This is a genomic window from Litchfieldella anticariensis FP35 = DSM 16096, from assembly GCF_000409775.1.
Lineage (GTDB): Bacteria > Pseudomonadota > Gammaproteobacteria > Pseudomonadales > Halomonadaceae > Litchfieldella > Litchfieldella anticariensis.
Genome location: NZ_KE332391.1, coordinates 492,369 through 509,588, shown reverse-complemented (window position 1 = coordinate 509,588; position 17,220 = coordinate 492,369). Strand labels below are relative to the sequence as shown.

At 61.9% G+C, this 17,220-nt stretch carries 13 protein-coding genes; 5 read left to right on the top strand and 8 right to left on the bottom strand.

The genetic code is table 11. The annotated features are described in order from the left end of the window. Positions 1 to 10 precede the first annotated feature (10 nt). On the bottom strand, positions 11 to 829 hold the full coding sequence (locus tag L861_RS14760; RefSeq protein WP_016417268.1) for an alpha/beta fold hydrolase: 819 nt from the start codon (positions 827 to 829) through the stop codon (positions 11 to 13). Continuing rightward, positions 826 to 2,007 carry an FAD-dependent monooxygenase gene (locus L861_RS14755; protein ID WP_016417267.1) on the bottom strand — a complete coding sequence of 394 codons (1,182 nt, stop codon included), beginning with the start codon at positions 2,005 to 2,007 and terminating at the stop codon, positions 826 to 828. Before L861_RS14755 ends, L861_RS14760 begins: the two co-directional genes overlap by 4 nt. Before the next feature lie 341 nt (positions 2,008 to 2,348). Between L861_RS14755 and L861_RS14750 the strand changes: the two genes are divergently transcribed. The 5 genes from L861_RS14750 (at position 2,349) to L861_RS14730 (ending at position 8,740) form a co-directional block, all read left to right on the top strand. Further along, positions 2,349 to 3,407 (top strand): 2,5-dihydroxypyridine 5,6-dioxygenase NicX family protein, encoded by a 1,059-nt coding sequence (locus L861_RS14750; protein WP_016417266.1) that lies wholly within the window; start codon positions 2,349 to 2,351, stop codon positions 3,405 to 3,407. A gap of 47 nt (positions 3,408 to 3,454) precedes the next feature. Then, positions 3,455 to 3,937 carry a (2Fe-2S)-binding protein gene (locus L861_RS14745; protein WP_016417265.1) on the top strand — a complete coding sequence of 161 codons (483 nt, stop codon included), beginning with the start codon at positions 3,455 to 3,457 and terminating at the stop codon, positions 3,935 to 3,937. Continuing rightward, positions 3,934 to 6,960: a c-type cytochrome gene (locus tag L861_RS14740; protein ID WP_016417264.1), complete on the top strand. Its 3,027-nt coding sequence runs from the start codon at positions 3,934 to 3,936 to the stop codon at positions 6,958 to 6,960. Before L861_RS14745 ends, L861_RS14740 begins: the two co-directional genes overlap by 4 nt. 77 nt (positions 6,961 to 7,037) lie before the next feature. Then, a complete protein-coding gene (locus tag L861_RS14735; protein ID WP_016417263.1) occupies positions 7,038 to 7,217 on the top strand; it encodes a hypothetical protein in 180 nt (59 codons plus the stop codon). Positions 7,218 to 7,219: 2 nt separating this feature from the next. Continuing rightward, positions 7,220 to 8,740, top strand: coding sequence for a sodium:solute symporter family protein (locus L861_RS14730; protein WP_051149344.1), 1,521 nt, complete (start codon positions 7,220 to 7,222; stop codon positions 8,738 to 8,740). A 162-nt stretch (positions 8,741 to 8,902) separates the two neighbouring features. Here L861_RS14730 and sbmA read toward each other — a convergent pair whose 3' ends face one another. From sbmA to L861_RS25080, 6 genes are all read right to left on the bottom strand, one after another. Then, positions 8,903 to 10,108, bottom strand: coding sequence for a peptide antibiotic transporter SbmA (gene sbmA / locus L861_RS14725; protein WP_016417261.1), 1,206 nt, complete (start codon positions 10,106 to 10,108; stop codon positions 8,903 to 8,905). Positions 10,109 to 10,384: 276 nt separating this feature from the next. Beyond that, the gene (gene gfa / locus L861_RS14720; RefSeq protein WP_016417260.1) at positions 10,385 to 10,960 is read right to left on the bottom strand and encodes an S-(hydroxymethyl)glutathione synthase; all 576 of its coding nucleotides are present in this window, start codon (positions 10,958 to 10,960) and stop codon (positions 10,385 to 10,387) included. Between the two features lie 159 nt (positions 10,961 to 11,119). Then, positions 11,120 to 12,229 (bottom strand): S-(hydroxymethyl)glutathione dehydrogenase/class III alcohol dehydrogenase, encoded by a 1,110-nt coding sequence (locus L861_RS14715; RefSeq protein WP_016417259.1) that lies wholly within the window; start codon positions 12,227 to 12,229, stop codon positions 11,120 to 11,122. A 259-nt stretch (positions 12,230 to 12,488) separates the two neighbouring features. Then, positions 12,489 to 14,951 (bottom strand): insulinase family protein, encoded by a 2,463-nt coding sequence (locus L861_RS14710; RefSeq protein ID WP_016417258.1) that lies wholly within the window; start codon positions 14,949 to 14,951, stop codon positions 12,489 to 12,491. Beyond that, complete coding sequence (locus L861_RS14705) at positions 14,948 to 16,768, bottom strand: S9 family peptidase (protein WP_016417257.1); 1,821 nt, start codon at positions 16,766 to 16,768, stop codon at positions 14,948 to 14,950. Before L861_RS14705 ends, L861_RS14710 begins: the two co-directional genes overlap by 4 nt. Then, positions 16,765 to 17,220: SPASM domain-containing protein (locus L861_RS25080; RefSeq protein WP_016417256.1), on the bottom strand; the 456-nt coding region annotated here is incomplete at its 5' end. The genes L861_RS14705 and L861_RS25080, both read right to left, overlap by 4 nt.

The following is a 17,220-nucleotide window of genomic DNA, read 5'->3' as shown; positions in this document are numbered from 1 at the left end:
CAGTACTCCCTCAAAGCTCAGGGCCCAGGAAATCACCGAAGGCGTCGAAGAAGCCCTCGTAGTCGTCCCAGGGAATCATGTGGCCGGCATTTTCGGCGGTGGCGATGCGGGTCGAAGGCAACAGTTCGCGGATCTCGGCCTTGTCGGCGTCCTGGATAACGCCACCCTTGCCGGCACAGATCAGCAGCGTCGGCACGTCGATACCGGGCAGGTCCTGATGAATGTCCACGCTATGGAATTCCTCGAAGGCCTGCACGATCGCTGGCTCGAAACAGGTGTGCAGCCACTCGGCACGCAAGCGTAGGTGCTCCTCGCTCCAGGTCGGGCAATACTGGCGCATGGTCTCGATGTCGGCACCCTGGAGGCAGTCGCGGATCGAGTCGACGTACCAGGGCAGCTTGCTGGGATATTCGCGACGGCCAGGGCCAGACACCGGCGGGTCGATCAGCACCAGCTTGTCGACGTTCTCGGCACCACGGGTCATGGCACGAATGGTGAAACGGGCGCCCATCGAGTGCCCGGCCAGGACGACGTTCTCGAGCTGCAGGGCACGAATGAAAGCGATCACGTCGTCGGCGCAGGTGTTGGTATCGTAGCCGAGTTCCGGCCCGCTGGATGACAGGCCGCGCCCGCGTACGTCGAGAACGTAAGTGTCGAAATGCTGGCCCAGGCGTTCGGCGACGAAGCCCCAGGTGACGGCGGGGCTGGTAATGCCCGGGATCAGCACCAGCGGCTGGCCGGTGGAGGTGCTGTCGCCGCCATAACGCAGGTAGTGCTGGCGAATGCCGTTGGCGTGCACGTTGGCGCCGTAGAGAAAGGTACTGCTCATGCCGGGCTTCCCCCAAGTGTCGAGGTGAGTGTGGTGGTCTGGGGCTGCTTGAGGGGCTCCTCGAACACGTCGTAGCCGAATACCCATGACGGGTCCTCGTCATGGCGTAGCCAGGTGTTGTCATGGGAGACCTTCTGCACGCGTGAGGCACGCTCGAAGCGGTTGGCCTTGTACAGTTCGAAGGCCTGCTGATAGCGGTCCGAACCGACCTCTTCCAGGCAACGCACCAGCATGGCGGCGTCCTCGATGGCCATGGCGGCGCCCTGAGCCATGTGAGGCTTCATCGGGTGGCAGGCATCGCCCAACAGCACCAGGCGGTTCTCATGCCATAGCGGAAGAGGGTTGCGCTCGAGCAGCGGCCACTTGGTCACCTTCTCGGTGCAGTCTATCAGTGCCTGGACCACCGGGTGATAACCCTTGAAGGCTTCACGCATCTCCTCGCGCGAGCTGTCGATGAAGGAGGTGCCGTGGTTCCACTCCGGCTCCGGCACGCCGGTGACGTAGTAGTACTCCTTCTCGTCGCCGGTCACGAAGTAAACCATCATGTGCCGGTCTTCCGACCACCACTTTACGCAGGCTTCGAAATCCAGATCGTAGGCAGCCAGTTTGTCGGCGGAGATGATCGCGCGGTGTGCCACCCAGCCACTGTAGGTGGGCGCCTCGGGGCCGAGCAGCTTCTCGCGGATTCGGGAGTTCACGCCATCGGCGCCGATCACCAGATCGGCTTCATCGCTGGTGCCGTCGGCGAATCTCAAGACCACCTTGTCGCCGTTGTCGTCGACGTCGACCAAGCGTTTATCGAAGTATAGCTGCGCAGGATCGAGGGTATCGACCATCAGGGCGTGCAGGTCGCCGCGGTGCACGGTGATATAGGCAGCGCCATATTCACGGCGGGCAAATTCACCGAGCGGGATGCGTGACTGGTAGTCGCCGGTCATGCCATCACGGCTGAACCAGAAGTCGGGGTGGGAGCCCATGGCATTGAGTCGGTCTTCGATGCCGATGCGGCGCATCACCTTCATCACGTTGGGGCCCAGATGAATGCCGGCACCCAGGCGAGAGAAGGTAGGAGCCTGCTCGAATACCTTGGTTGGATAACCAGCCTGCTGCAGCAGGGCGCCGACGGCGGCGCCGCCCAGGCCGGCGCCGATGACCGCGATCGTCGGTTTGTCGTTCATGGGATGGGTCCTCTGTTGCTGTTGTTTGCAGGGTCCGCCATGCAGTCACGCCTGGATAGCGTGTCTATTGCGTAAAAACAACGTATACACCATTTTAAAAAGGGTCAAGCACTGATTTTGATCTATGCGGTGTATGAGGGTGTCCAGCTTGAAAATACGGAAGATCGCGACTAATACTGGGGCTATAGGTGTTTTCACAAGATTGTTTTCGTTCTTGCAAGTCCTTGGGAAAGGGTGCTATACCTTGTAGACATATCAAGTAAGAGGTGTGTGCACCATAAATTGCAAGTCAAAGAGGACCTGCACCCTGCTGGTGCGGGACGGGAAGAAAAGGTGACAAGATGCCAGTCAGTCAGAGCGAATTGACCCAGCACTTCGAGCACGTGTTGAAGCTGTCACGGGTGGACGAGACCCAGAGTGTCGCGGTGCTCAAGAGCCACTACTCCAACCCGTTCATCGTCACGGCCGCCATGGAGGCGTCGTACCGGCTAGGAGCCAAGGCCTATGCCGTCGAGCTGCCGGCCTTCAATCACCGCACCGCCATGGGCAACGACCTGACGGCCTATGTCGGCCACACCGCCCTCACTGGCCATCCAGCGGCGCAGCAGGCATTGATGGCAGCCGATCTGGTGGTCGATACCATGATGCTGCTGCATTCGCCGGAGCAGGAGGCGATTCTCAAGTCCGGCACCCGCATCCTGCTGGCCGTGGAGCCGCCCGAGATGCTGGCGCGAATGCTGCCGAGCCTGGAGGACAAGCGACGGGTCGAGGCGGCGCGTCAGCCCTTCGAAGCGGCCGAGACCTTCAGGGTGACATCGGCAGCGGGGACTGACTTCCGCGCCAGGTTGGGACAATATCCGGTGGTGACCGAGTACGGTTTTGCCGATGAGCCGGGGCGTTGGGACCACTGGCCGAGCGGTTTTCTGTTTTCGTGGCCCAACGAGGGTAGCGCCGAGGGCAAGTTGGTGCTCGATGTCGGCGATATCCTGTTGCCCTTCAAGACATACGTGCGCGACAAGCCGGTGACGCTGGAGATCGAGGAGGGATTCATCCGTCGTATCCATGGCGGTTTCGATGCCGAGTACCTGCGCGATTACATGGCTCACTTCAAGGATCCCGATGTGTATGCCATTTCGCATATCGGCTGGGGGCTGCAGCCCCGTGCACAATGGACAGCCCTGGGCTTGCATGACAAGAACGACGCCATTGGCATGGATGCGCGTGCCTTCTACGGTAATTTCCTGTTCTCCACCGGCCCCAACACAGAAGTAGGCGGGCCGCGCAACACGCCGTGCCACATGGATATTCCCATGCGGCATTGTTCGGTCTACCTGGATGACATGGCGGTGGTGGAAGAGGGAGACGTGGTGGCGCCAGAGGCGTCGCGTATCGAGACCTGACCCGCTCCCATTGGGGAGCGAAAGCCAACAACAACGATCGAATCCCCATGACACAATCGCTGATCTTGACCGTCAATCGGCAGTTGCACCGCATGGCGGTGGCGCCGGAGACGCCCCTGTTATACGTGCTGCGCAACGACCTGGGGTTGAATGGCCCCAAGTACGGTTGCGGCCTTGGCGAGTGCGGTGCCTGCACCGTGCTGGTCGACGGCCTGGCGGCACGCGCCTGCGTGCTGCCGGTGGCGGCCGTTGTTGATCATGAGGTGACGACGCTCGAAGGGTTGGCAACGGGTGAAGGGCTGGACCCGGTGCAAGTCGCCTTCATCGAAGAACAGGCGGCGCAGTGCGGTTATTGCCTTAATGGCATGATCATGAGCGTGCGTGCTTTGCTCAACCGCTACCCTCACCCCTCCAAAGAGTCGATTCGGGCCGTTCTCGAGCACAACCTGTGCCGCTGCGGCACGCATGTCGAGATCCTCGAGGCCGCCTATCGGGCCGCCGGTTATGGTGACGAGGAGGAAAGCGCATGAGCGGTTTCGAGTCTCGTCGTCCGGCCGGCATCGATCGGCGGCCCGAGCCGCTTGGTGGCGAGGGGCGCTTTGGGGTCGTGATCCGCCCACCCGTCTACCGTCTGAACGACGGCACTTTTGTCTGCTCTCGTCTGCAAGGGGTCGACCGCAAGAGCGTCGCGACGTTGCCCGGTCAGGTCGAGGTCGTGATCGAGGACAACTTCGTGGGTGTCGTGGCCACCAGCCTGCAAGCGGCTCGCGAAGCGACTCGGCGCTTGTGCCTGGAGTGGCTGCCATTGGATGTTGCGGAAAATGGCACCCAGCAAGGTCGGGCGTTGCGAGTGGAATCGTCGCATCAGAGTGAGAACCCTGCCGAAGCGGACGCAACGCGAGGTCGGTATCTGACACGGCGCTATGGCTGGCCAAGCCGGATGCGCTGGAGCGACGAGCCGGGCTGGGTCGTTGCCGACCATGGTCGTGATCGGCTCGATATCTGGGCGCCAACGACGACCCCGGCGCTGCTCGAGCGCGACTTGAAGTCGCTCACCGGCCTGGCCGGGGAAGCCATAGAACTGCACGATGTGGCTTCAGGATCCGGCATTGGGAGACTCTGCGGCGACGATGCCGCTGCCGATGCGGCGCTATTGTCCAGGGCGGTGGGACGACCGGTCGCCGTGTGGTTGGACGCCAGCTATGCGCGCGATGTCGAAGCCCTGGGCCAGGCCCAGCGCATCGTCGTCAGTGTCGAACTGAATGCACAGGGCGGGATCGAGCGCTATCGCAATCGTCAGGAGCTTGTCGGCTGCGATACGCCGGTGGTGGCGCTATGGCTGAGCGGTGTGCTCGAAACACGCCGACACGACGACGATGTCGCGGCCGGTGAGCCGGCGTCGCCGACGTTCTCTCCCTATGTGTTCCGCGACCAGCGGTTGGCGGCACCCCGTGAGGCGCGGGGAAGCCATGACGATGGTCGTGCGCTTGAATGGCAACATGGCTTTGCTCGGGAGTCCTTCCTCGATGAGGTAGCCCGGGAAAGCGGCCAGGACCCCGTGGCCTTGCGCCTGCGCCACCTCGATGACCTACGCGGTGTGGATCTGATCAAGTCGGTGACCCGGCGCGCCGGATGGTCCTGGCCGACCAAGGCCAGCGAGGAGGGATCGACGGCGGATGTGCGCCGTGGCCGCGGCTTCGCCTATGCACAATTGCCCGACCGGCATGGTCGTGTCGACGAAGGCGTTCGTTCGGCGTGGGTTGTCGATATCGACGTCAACCGGGTTACCGGCGACGTGCGCCTGACCCGTCTGGTCGTCGGTCAGGACTCCGGTCCGTTGGTCGATACGGCGCAGTTGCAGGAGGCATTGCAGCGGCGGGTGCTGGGGGTGGCTAGGCCATTGCTGGCCAAAGAGCCGGGTTTTGATGAGTGGGGAGAGAAGGGTGGCGACAACGACGATTCGTCATCCACGCAGCAGAGTCGGCGTGAGCTGGTCGCCGAGGCTCGGAATATTGTCCGAGAGCCTCGTCCCACCTCAATGGAAAGCAGCGATGGCGAGCAGATATCAGCCTTGTCGCCACTCGATGAAACAGACCTCTCGCCCGGTGTCGCGGTGATCGCCAATGCGCTCTTCGATGCCACCGGTGTGCGTTTCCGCCAGCCCCCCTTTACCGCCAGCCGGGTACGCCAGGCCTTGCAGGGTGAAGGCGGGACAAATGGTAGCGAGGCGGCGACTGAACAACGTCTACCGCGCTGGCGCTGGTGGGCAGGGGCGGCGATGGCGACGGCAGGAGCGGCTGCCATGTTATGGCCCTGGAAGTCTCCCATCGCCCCGGTGGCCCGGCCTGCCGCCAATCTGTATTCCGCCGAGACTATCGAGCGGGGACGGCTGGTCGCCGAGGCGGGCGACTGCGCCGTTTGCCATACCGCCGAAGGCGGTATCGACAATGCTGGTGGCAGAGCCTTCGATACGCCCTTCGGCATGCTCTATAGCACCAACATCACGCCTGACGAGGCAACCGGCATCGGCAACTGGTCCTATGCTGCCTTCGAGCGAGCCATGCGTCACGGTATCAGCCGCGATGGTCGGCACCTGTATCCGGCCTTTCCCTATACGGCCTTCGCCAAGATCAGCGACGCTGACATGCAGTCGCTCTACGCCTACCTGATGGCGCAACCCGCGGTCAGCGCACAGCCTCCGGCCAACGAGCTGTCGTTTCCGTTCAACGTGCGTGCGCTGTTGGCCGGCTGGAACGCGCTGTATCACGATGCTAGCCCTTTCCAGCCCGATCCGTCCCAAAGCGATCTGTACAATCGCGGCGCTTATCTCGCCGAGGGACTGGGGCATTGCAGTGCCTGCCACTCGCCGCGCAATGCCTTGGGCGCCGAGCAGGGAGGTGAGCGCTACCTGGCCGGAGCCTTGGTGGAGGGGTGGGAGGCGCCGCCTCTCAATACCCTGTCCCGCTCGCCGATTCCCTGGAGCGAGGAGTCGCTATACCAGTACCTGCGCGGTGGCGAGTCCGAACTGCATGGCGTGGCATCGGGGCCAATGGCACCGGTGGTGGCCGGGCTTGGTGAGCTTCCGGAGTCCGATGTGCGTGCCATCGCCCATTATGTGGCGGCCCAGATGAACGCGCCGGCAAGCGATGCCGACGATGTTCGCGTCGAGGCACAACAGCTAGTGGCCAGGGCGGCAACGAGTCCTGCTGGCCTGGAAGCTGGCGAGCGTCTCTTCGATGGCGCCTGCGCCTCCTGCCATGTCGACACCGGCCTGCCATCGTTCACTCAGGCCAAGGTGTCACTGGCACTCAATACCAACCTGTATAGCGAGCGCCCCGACAACGTCATCCAGTCGATTCTGGGCGGCGTGCACGCCACCAGCGTTCCCGGTATCGGCGAGATGCCGGGTTTCGCCGACAGCTTCAGCGACTCGCAGGTGACGACTCTGGTCGAGTATCTCCGGGCCCGTTTCGCACCCGGGGAACCCGCCTGGTCGGGAATCACCGAACGCGTGTCGCAAATCCGCAAGGACGATAACAAGACGCACGGCTAAGTGCGTGACACCGATTTTCGCCACGACCCATGGCGAGAAACTCCCACTCTGACGCTACGAACAAGACGAGGTGGAACATGCAGCGAAGTAAATGGGTATGGCTGGTATGGGCGGTGGTTCTGCTCTGCTACCTGGTCCCCTACACCCTGCTGACCGACGTGCAAGCGTGGTACGGAAGCTTCCTGTTCTGGACCGTCGCCGGTCTGGCCGTGATTGCGCTGAATGTCTTCATAACAAAAGACTTCGAGGGGAAATGATCATGACCGAGTCGCTTATCTGGTGGTCGGTGGCGATCTATCTGCTGGTTGCCATCGCCATTGCCATCCTGTCCCGCCAGGGCAAGTCGCAGGACATGTCGGGGTACTTCCTCGGCAACCGGCAAATGAATGGTTTCGTTTCCGCGCTGAGTTACAGTGCCACCACCTATAGCGCCTTCATGATGGTTGGGCTTGCCGGCCTGACCTATGCCGGAGGCGTCGGCGCGTTGGGCTTCGAGATCATCTATTTCGCCGGTGTGTCGCTGGTGGCTATCTTCGGTCCGAAATTCTGGGCAGTTGGCAAGAAATTCGGCTTCGTCACGCCCAGTGAGATGCTAGGCCATCGTTACAAGAGCAAGCACGTCGCAATGGCAGTATCGATCGCCAGTTGCCTGTTCCTGATTCCCTATGCCGCCGTGCAGTTGGCCGGGGTCGGCTACCTGCTTCAGGGCACCACGGGTGGTGCGATTCCCTTCACCACCGGCGTGATATTGGCTACCGCCATTGCCATCTTCTTCTCCTACGTGGCGGGTATTCGTTCGGTGATGTGGACCGACTCGCTACAGGCGATCATGATGGTGGTGGCGTCGACCCTGGTCGCTCTGCTGGTCATCCAGGGGTTGGGTGGTTTCGGTGCCTTGTTCGATACCCTGGCCACCGAGCACCCGCAATCGCTGACGGTGCCGGGCAGTGGCCTGTTCAGTTTCGTCACCTTTCTGGGCCTGACCATTCCCTGGTTCTTCTTCAGCCTCTCCAACCCGCAGGTCAGTCAACGCCTGTTCATGCCGGCATCGCTGCGCTCGATGCGTCAGATGTTGCTCGGCTTCCTGGTGTTCGGTTTCGTCTATACCCTGGTCTCGGTGTTGTGGGGCTTCTCTGCGCTGGCGGCCTTCCCGGGGCTGGCAAGTGCCGACCTGGCTACCCCGACGCTGCTCGGCTCCGTGCATGTGCCGCCGGTCCTGGGGGTGATCGTGATGATCGGCATCATGGCCGCCGCGGTTTCCACCATCGATTCGATCATGCTCACGCTCTCCTCGATGCTGGCACGTGACGTCTATGCCAACGTCAAGCCAGGCACGAGCGAGAAACGCCAGTTGATCGTCGGCAAGGTGGTGATTCCGGTGATCGCCCTGATGGCGCTTGGCTTCGCCGAACTGCAACTCGACCTGATTGCCGTATTGTCGGTAGCCGCTTCCTCTGGCCTCGTGGCCGTGGTGCCGGCGATCATCGGCGCCTTCTACTGGAAACGCGGTACCGCCGCCGGCGCCCTGGTCAGTGTCATCGGTACCGGTGCCTTCGTGCTGTTCGTCTATGCCATCGGCAACTCCTTCCTGGGTCTGCCGGCCGGCATTTGGGGCATCATCGTTTCCAGCGTGCTGTTCGTCGGCGTGAGCCTGTTGAGCAGGGCGCCGGAAGATAGAGCCGACGAGTTCCTCGATGCGATAGCGAGCCAATTGCGGATTCGCAAGACTGCCGGTGTGGTCTCCGAACCGCCGCTTCAGCAGGCCAAGGCAGGCCACTGAGCCGACATCGTGGGTAGTGGTTCGTTGATGGATGAGTGCCGTGGCGGGAAGGTATCCTGCTGCGGTACTCGCATTTCTTTAGCCGACCAGTGGAGCATCCTGGATCTTCGCTAGGTGTGGGAGGCAGGATGATCACCGCTCGTCGACTTTTTGTGCAGAATTCTAGTCTGACAGTATTTCACGGCCGTCGATCATCGATTCGAAGCTCCGCAAGCGTTTGTAGATCGAGAGAAGCTCGATGATGGTCGACCAGGAGTTGACCAGATACTGGAATGACTCGCGAACCTGACCGAATACGTTAAGGGTCTGCTGCAGCAGACCCAACGTCAGCTTGCCGGCGACGATCGACGGTGTCAGTACAACGAAGGCGAAGACGACATCGGCTTGTAGATAGAAGATTCGCGCGATATTGAAGTAAGCATAGTGCCAGTAGAGCCGAAAGTAGTTGCGGCGAACGCGAGCAAACAGCTGGGCAACCGTCGCAGGGTTGGCTCGCTGCGGGTCGTCTTCGCCATAGACCAGCTCCTTGCGAAGTGCTGCCTCGACTCGTTGATTACGGAACTCGAGGCCGGGCAGCTTGATCCCGACCAGTGCCAGAAACAGTGTGCCGAACAGTGACCAGGCGATGGCCGACCAGACTAGCGCATTGGAGACATGGCCGATCAGCGGCAGATGAGTGATGTGGTGGGACATGGTGGCCAGCAGCGGAAGAAAGGCAATCAGTGTCATTACCGCCTTGAGCAGATTCACCCCCAATCCTTCTAACGTGGTCGAGAATCGCATGGTGTCTTCCTGGACCCTTTGGGCGGCCCCCTCGACATGGCGTAGCCGTTGCCAGTTGGCCATGTAGTATTCGTTCATCGCCGTGCGCCAGCGAAAGATATAGTGGCTGACGAAGAACTGGTTGAAGACGCCGACCGCTACCGCGATGAAAGCGAAACCGGCGAATGTCAGCATTCCCCGATAGATATCCATCGCCGTCACTGAGCCGTTTCCGCTAAGGGCTTGCTGGACCATGTCCCAGAAGGGGCCGTACCAGGCGTTGACCGCGACACTGATCTGTACCGAAAAGTAGGTGATGAAAGCGATCAGCGCGCTGCCAAGGATCGACCAACGCTGCCAGTGATGCGGACTAAGCCGAAACCAGACTGCTGCGAATAGTCCGACGCAAGCCATATAGTAGAGGTCGAACCAGAGAAAAGTGGCTGACCAGAATCGCGATACATTCACCGCCAGTACGTCTGCGGCGTCCGGCGGTGCCGTGATCCAACTGCTGGCGGTGACTTTCCACAATATGACGGCGACCAGTGCCCAGAGTAAGGCGCTAGGAAAAAACAGTGATGGTCTTGGGAAGAAGGATTGGAACACGGCAATGTCCTTGTGCTAACAGAAAGACGACGGATCAAGAGCCGATTTCCAGCATCTCGACCGGCTTCTATCGACACTGAACAATCCGTTACGTTCATTGGCATAAAGACAAGGATCGACACGTGGCGTAGGGGCCACGCGAGGGAGTTCCTGGGTTGTGAACAGTGAATATCAATCGTTGCCGATATGGCGATGGCAGAGGTCTTGAGGGGAGGGAATACAAAAACGAGCCCGGACATTGGTCCGGGCTCGTCGATTGGTTTCTGAGTAAGAGGGTCAGAGCGCTCCCTTGGCCTTCGCCGTATGGGTAGCGATGGCATCCATCAGCGGTGGCGACAGGCAGTCGTAGGGTTCCAGGCCGAGTTCTCTCAGCCTGGCGCGTACGGCTCCCATCTCGTCCGGATTGGTGCCGGACTCGATGATCGAGGAGACGAACGCTGCGAATTCCGGTGGCGCCCAGCCTTGTGTATCGGAGAGTTCGACGTGGATGAAGTCAAGACCATGGAAGGGGTGCTCGGTATTCTCGATGCGTCCGTACATGTGCACACCGCATTCGCGGCAGGCATGACGCTGGATGGCAGCCGAGGCGTCGACGACGTTGAGCTTGTCCTCGTTGGCGGTCACCCTGAGCTTGTCGCGAGGGACGACGGCAACCATCGAGAACAGTGCGCCTTCGGGCTTCCAACACTTGGTGCATCCACATACATGGTTGTGGGCACATTGGGTATCGACAGTGACTTCGACCTTGTTGTCCGTGCATTGGCAGTACAGCTTGCCGCCGGTAAAGCTATCGCTACCCGGCTGTAGGCCATTATCGACAGAAGGATGAATATGGATATTGTGGTGACTCATGGTGGTCTCCCCGGCCTGTGCTGCTGTTGTCGTTGATGATGGCGCTTCTGGTGCTTCTGCTTTTCTGTTCCAATCGGTTGACGTGGTGGGTTTCGACCCGCCGAACCAACGTTGGATCGTATCCATCAGGCTCATTGACTTGTCCTCTTGTCCCCGCGCTCAGTAATGCAGCACGCTGCGAATGCTCTTGCCAGCGTGCAGCAGCTCGAACGCCTCGTTGATCTGCTCGAACGGCATGTCGTGGGTGATGAACTCATCGATCTTCAACTCGCCGTTCATGTAGCGCTCCACATAACCGGGCAACTCGCTGCGCCCCTTCACGCCACCGAACGCCGAGCCCTTCCACACCCGACCGGTGACCAACTGGAACGGCCGCGTGGAGATCTCCTCGCCGGCCCCGGCCACACCGATGATCACTGACTGGCCCCAGCCCTTGTGGCAGCATTCCAGCGCCGAGCGCATCACGTTGACGTTGCCGATACACTCGAACGAGTAGTCGACCCCACCATCGGTCATGTCAACGATCACCTGCTGGATCGGCTCGCCGTACTCCTTGGGATTGACGAAATCGGTGGCGCCGAACTGGCGCGCCAGATCGAACTTGTCAGGGTTGACGTCGATGGCGATGATGCGCGCGGCCTTGGCCATCACCGCGCCCTGGATCACCGCCAGGCCGATGGCGCCCAGACCGAACACCGCCACCGTCGAGCCGGGCTCGACCTTGGCGGTGTTGAGCACCGCGCCGATGCCGGTGGTCACCCCGCAGCCCAGCAGGCAGATCTTGTCCAGAGGTGCCTGCGGCGATACCTTGGCCAGCGACACCTCGGGCAGCACGGTGTATTCGCTGAAGGTCGAGCAGCCCATGTAGTGGTGCAACTGCTGGCCATCGAGCGAGAAACGCGAGGTGCCGTCGGGCATCACCCCTTTGCCCTGGGTGGCGCGCACGGAACTGCACAGGTTGGTCTTGCCCGATAGGCAGAATTTGCACTGGCCGCATTCGGCAGTGTAGAGCGGGATCACATGGTCGCCGGGCTTGAGGCTGGATACGCCTTCGCCGATTTCCTGGACGATGCCGGCCCCTTCATGGCCCAGCACCGAGGGAAACAGGCCTTCCGGGTCGGCCCCGGAGAGGGTGTAGGCGTCGGTATGGCAAACGCTGGTGGCCTTGATCTGCACCAGCACCTCGCCGGCCTTGGGATCTTCGACGTCGATCTCATTGATTTCCAGCGGCTTGCCGGCTTCCCAGGCAATGGCGGCTCGTGATTTCATACGGCGCACTCCTCTTGTTGTTGTCATTCTTGTTGTTGTCGTTGGTGATGCCGCGGGTCTCATGACCTCAACGTCGGCGATGGCTATTGCCGCCGCCGACGTTGAATACTGTCTCTAGTCTAGGTGAGGCTCATTGTGTCGACTGCATAAATGAGGCAGAACGCTATTGCCCAGCGGCAACAATCCCGCCCTCCGTGACCGGTGTGCATCAAGCCAGAAAGGCGGGTGTATCGATTACTTCACTATAGTCAATGCCGCGTCACTGGGAGGGAGAGTGGGCCCACCATTGTCCTGTCAGGCTGCCGGTAGTCAGGGCTTCGGCCAACGCTGTCAGCATGCCGGGGGTCAGGGTTTGCAGGGCGTCTTGCTGTATCTGCCATGGAGCCAACTGAGCAGTCTGACGTCGCAAGGCTTGCCACGTTCTCGTCAAGGCTTCCGCATGGGTTTCCGGTGGCCCCCAACTGGCGGCCAAGGCTTGGCGACGCTGGAGGAAGGTAGCGGGGTCCAACATTGCGAGTGTGGTGCCTTGCAAGGCAAGGAATTCACGCACCGCCTGCTGCAGGGTCGTGATATCGGCAGTAGGGGATTGCACGACATAGCCCAAGCGCGGCCAGCCTCCTCCTTCGCGATAGCGCACCGCTGCCACATAACCTAGCCCTTGTCGCTGGCGTAACTCTTGGTGAAAGGCGGCATCGTGGCACTGGGCCAGGAGCTGGAAGAGCGCCTGGCTTGCTGGGCTGTCATCGGGAGCGTCGATCTGCAGCATCAGCGCCTGGTCATCGGCTTGGGGAGGTACCCAGCAGATGGGCCAGCCGGCACCGGGAGCCTGTGGAATGTGGCCAGGGAGCGATAGTCGTGTGGTGTCTGGCTTGGGTAGCGGGGCCGGGAGAGTCGCGATCAAGCGGCGACAACAAGACTCGGCATTGGCTGGGCCAAGCATGCCGCCGGCCCAAGCGAGACATCGAGGATGCGTAGGCTGGCGGGGGGGCGACAGGTGATCCAGTCGCGAGAGCAACCGCTGGGCCAGCAGCCCCTGTTCCGGAACCTCCGTTGTCTCGTCGACATGCTGCGACCAAGCGGCCAGTGCCTGGGTGAAACAGGACTCGAGTCGCGAGGCATCGCCCCAGCCCAGCAACCAGTCGTCATGACCGTCGCTGCCTTGGACCAGAGTCAGCCCTAGCCTGGTGGCGGCCTGGCGCAATGAAAGCGTGCGCTGTCGCCAACATGCCAAGCGGGCGGCGCGTTTGGTGACTGGTGCTGGCCAGGCCAGTGCCAAGTAGGTGTCAGCAAGCGGTGGCCCGCCGTCCCACCACAGGGTCAGAGCGTCATCGTTGGCGATGATGCCTGGTGCGACAGAAGAAGTGGCCCCGCTTGCCAAGGGGCGCTGCTCCAGTGTCGACGCTGGCTGGCACGGCCAGATCGGCACATCGGGGGCCGTCCGATAGGAGCATCGGAGGAGGGTGCCGGTTTCTGGTGCCGTATCATGTGCCTCGCCCAAAGCGGATAACGGCTCGAGAACACGACAGTGTTCGGCTTTTAGCCAGGTAGCCAGTTCGTCAGTGGCGAAGTCCGTGGCGGGTGGTATGGCCACTTGGCCAAGAGCCAGCCGACGAGCCAGGGTCTTGGGCCAGTTATCGAGATCATGCGGCACGGTGGGGCGTGCGACTGGTGTCGGTAGCCGTTTGGCCAGATCGGCGACCCATGCCTGACATGTCGCCAGCAGCGTCTCGACCTGGCGCCGCCCCGCAGGAGTCAGCGTCAGTGTCAGTACTAGCGCCGCCGCGGTAATATTCGTGTCCAGTCTGGCATCCAGATCGAGAATGGCATCATGCCGCAATAGGGTAGCGGCCAGCGCCCCGTCGCACAGGGAGGCAACCAAGCTTTCACCGGCCTGGCGTTGAGCAGGCTCTAGCGGATCGGGCAACGGCCACAGCAACTCCAGGGTTGATGGGGGAGACGTAGTCTCGCCGGGTGGACGCCACTGCACCCGGGCTGGAGGTGCCCAACGCCAGGGACGTGTCGGGAGAGGAGCGGCTCCAGTAGAAATTGAGCCTGCCGCCGTGGTGAGCAGAGTGAGTTGCTGCTCAGCCGGCTGAGGGCCAAGCATCACCAGGCTCATGCATTCAGCACGGTAATGGGTGGCATGGAAAGCAGTCAGTGCCTCGTGCAGACGGGTATCGTCTCCACCAAGGCTTCTGCGGTGGCCATGATGGCAACGATAGGCGGGATGAGAGGGCTGGAAAAGTCGTGCTGATGCCGCCAGGCGATGTAGCTCCGGATCGGCGAGTCGGGCGTGAAACTCGGCATCGATGACGTCGACCTCTCGCGCCACCTTGTCACGTGCCAGGCTGGGATGGGCCACGATGTCTATCAGACGCCCGAGCCCAGCCTCGGTTGCATCGAGCGGTAGAGTCAGGTGTACATCGGTAACGTACTCGCCCGTATGGGCGTTGTAGCGTCCGCCCCGTTCACCGACCCAGGTGGCGAAGTCGCCGGGTTGGGGGTGGCGTGAGGAACCCAGGAATAGTGCATGTTCGAGTAGGTGGGCCAAGCCGGGCCAGGCTGTCGGCTCATCGAGATAGCCCACTCCTACTGCGGCGACCAGGCGCACCTGCCGGGCTGTGGGAACCTCGATGGCCAACGTTCGCATGCCACTGTCGAGCCGATGCTCGACCAGGCGACTACCCTCTGGAAGGCCGGCTGTCTCACGATGAGAGGTCATGGTTCCTCTCCGCCATGAGCCGCGAAGAAGGCCAACTCGCGAGCGATCAGGCGGCGTCGATTGGCCGGATGTCGAATACCGTGCCCCTCTTCGGGGAACAGCACGATCTCGGCCTCCACCCCCTGACGTCGCAAGGCGGTGGCCATGGACAGTGTCTGGTCAGGCAGTACCACCGAGTCGCGTCCTCCCTGGAAGAAGATCACCGGCGCCGCGAAGGTGTCGAGCCGGTTGACTGGACTCGCATCGTGCTTGGCCTGGTCATCGCCCAGCAACCAGTCGAGATATCCCGATTCGAAGCGGTGGGTCTGAATGGCCAGTCGCACGGCATCGGTGACGCCGTAGAGGCTGGCGCCGGCACGAAAGCATCGGGTACTCGCCAGTGTATTGAGTACCGTGAAGCCACCAGCGCTCTGGCCGCGTAGGAACAGGCGTCGTGGATCCACGAGGCGCCGGTTGACCAGCTCATCGGCCATGGCGATGGCATCATCGACGTCCAACCGTCCCCATTGTCCAGCGAGACATTCGCGAAAGGCGCGTCCGAAATTGCCGCTACCACGTGGGTTGAGGTCGGCGACAGCGTAGCCTTGCTGTGTCCACCAGCGAATCAATGGATCGAACACCGGGTAGCTGGCAGCAGTGGGACCGCCATGCACGCGCATGATCAACGGTGGGAGAATGCCGGTGTCGTGGAGCTCGGGAAGATAGACGAAGGCGGTGACATGTTCGTTGTCCGAAACCGCAGCGCTGATCAGTGTCGGTACCGGTGGTGCGTCTGGGGTAGGCAATGCGAACAGCGTCTCCTGGTGACCATCGCCAAGATGCACGCGCACGAGCCGGGCAGCGTGGCTAGGCCCTTGAGTAATGGCGTACAGCCAGTCCTCGGTCGTGGCCAGACCGACGATGCGGGTAGCATCGGGAAGCAGTTGCCGGTGTGCCTGTCCTTGTCCATCCACCTGCCATAAGGTGGCGGCTCCCTCCTGAAAGCGCATCAGTATGCCGTCACTGCCTGGCCATAGATGGTGACATTCACCAATCTGCCAGGGAGTGGAGACATGGTCGATACAGGCATCACCAATCGCCAGGGCGTCGTCACCTGTCAGGCGGTAGGGCTGCCACCAGCCGCGATGGTCACTAATCACGATCAGGCTGCCGTCAGCGGTGAAGCATGGCTGGGTTACGGCGCCACCGCCATCCCACACATGAAGACGCTCGATATGGCCGGCAGTGTCGAGATCGGCGACGCACAATTGCGAGCGCTGCCAGGGCATATTCGGCAGGCTCCATTCCACCCATGCCAGACGCCGGCCATCTGGGGCAAGTGCCGGGGCGCCATAGAAGTCGGCGCCCTCGACGAGCAGGGTACGTCCCGTGTCGCTCAAGGCAACCAGGCACTGTGTGGCATCTCGGGCGCTACCTGTTTCCTCTACCGCTAGCAGGCGCTGATGCGTTGGGTCGGCCACCAGACCGCCGTAACGGGTATCGGGCTGTGACCACCAAGGCTGGACATCCCCCCCTGCCAATGCTTGGCGATACAACATCTGGTGATCGCCGGCGACGAAGACTACCGTGTCGCCGAGACAGGCATGTGCGCCACCACCGTAGCCGTTGACACGACTGGCCACGTCCAACTCGGGTGGGGTGAGGGCCTTGGCATGGCCATTGTGCCAGTACCAAAGTCGGCGTGATCCGTTGGTAGGGTCGGCGGACAGCCAGAATACGCCATTTTCACCGGCACGCAGGTCGCCTAGCCCATCGGCGGGGCTAGCGGCCTGGTGCAGCGCTGTATCATTGTCGAGGGGAACCGGCGACTCGTTCATGCGCGACAGAAGACTCGCGATTCGTGGGTATTGCGTGGTGTCAACTCGCTGACCCGTCGTCGGTCGGCCGCTGCTTCCTCGCGCACCGCTTCGATCATGTGGTGGTCGGGTGACAGCTCGCACACCGGGTCGGTGGCGGCCGGATCACCGGTCAGCAGGTAGGCCTGGCAGCGGCAACCGCCATGGTCGTGATGGCGCTCGTCGCAGTCGCGGCACGGGGCCGGCATCCAGGCCTCGCCACGGAAGCGGTTGAAGGCGTCGCTGGCGTACCAGATTTCGCGCAGCGGCTGTTCGCGTACATTGGGGAAGGTCATCGGCAGCATGCGTGCGCTGTGGCATGGCAACGCGGCGCCGTCGGGGGCGACGCTCAGGAAGATCGACCCCCAGCCGCCCATGCACGACTTGGGCCGTTCGGCGTAGTAGTCGGGCACCACGAACAGCAGGCGCATGTC

Bases quoted from the DNA above. Each gene is read 5' to 3' on its own strand.
- L861_RS14760 (WP_016417268.1), bottom strand. From the start codon at position 829: ATGAGCAGTACCTTTCTCTACGGCGCCAACGTGCACGCCAACGGCATT.
- L861_RS14755 (WP_016417267.1), bottom strand. From the start codon at position 2,007: ATGAACGACAAACCGACGATCGCGGTCATCGGCGCCGGCCTGGGCGGC.
- L861_RS14750 (WP_016417266.1), top strand. From the start codon at position 2,349: ATGCCAGTCAGTCAGAGCGAATTGACCCAGCACTTCGAGCACGTGTTG.
- L861_RS14745 (WP_016417265.1), top strand. From the start codon at position 3,455: ATGACACAATCGCTGATCTTGACCGTCAATCGGCAGTTGCACCGCATG.
- L861_RS14740 (WP_016417264.1), top strand. From the start codon at position 3,934: ATGAGCGGTTTCGAGTCTCGTCGTCCGGCCGGCATCGATCGGCGGCCC.
- L861_RS14735 (WP_016417263.1), top strand. From the start codon at position 7,038: ATGCAGCGAAGTAAATGGGTATGGCTGGTATGGGCGGTGGTTCTGCTC.
- L861_RS14730 (WP_051149344.1), top strand. From the start codon at position 7,220: ATGACCGAGTCGCTTATCTGGTGGTCGGTGGCGATCTATCTGCTGGTT.
- gfa (WP_016417260.1), bottom strand. From the start codon at position 10,960: ATGAGTCACCACAATATCCATATTCATCCTTCTGTCGATAATGGCCTA.
- L861_RS14715 (WP_016417259.1), bottom strand. From the start codon at position 12,229: ATGAAATCACGAGCCGCCATTGCCTGGGAAGCCGGCAAGCCGCTGGAA.
- L861_RS14710 (WP_016417258.1), bottom strand. From the start codon at position 14,951: ATGACCTCTCATCGTGAGACAGCCGGCCTTCCAGAGGGTAGTCGCCTG.
- L861_RS14705 (WP_016417257.1), bottom strand. From the start codon at position 16,768: ATGAACGAGTCGCCGGTTCCCCTCGACAATGATACAGCGCTGCACCAG.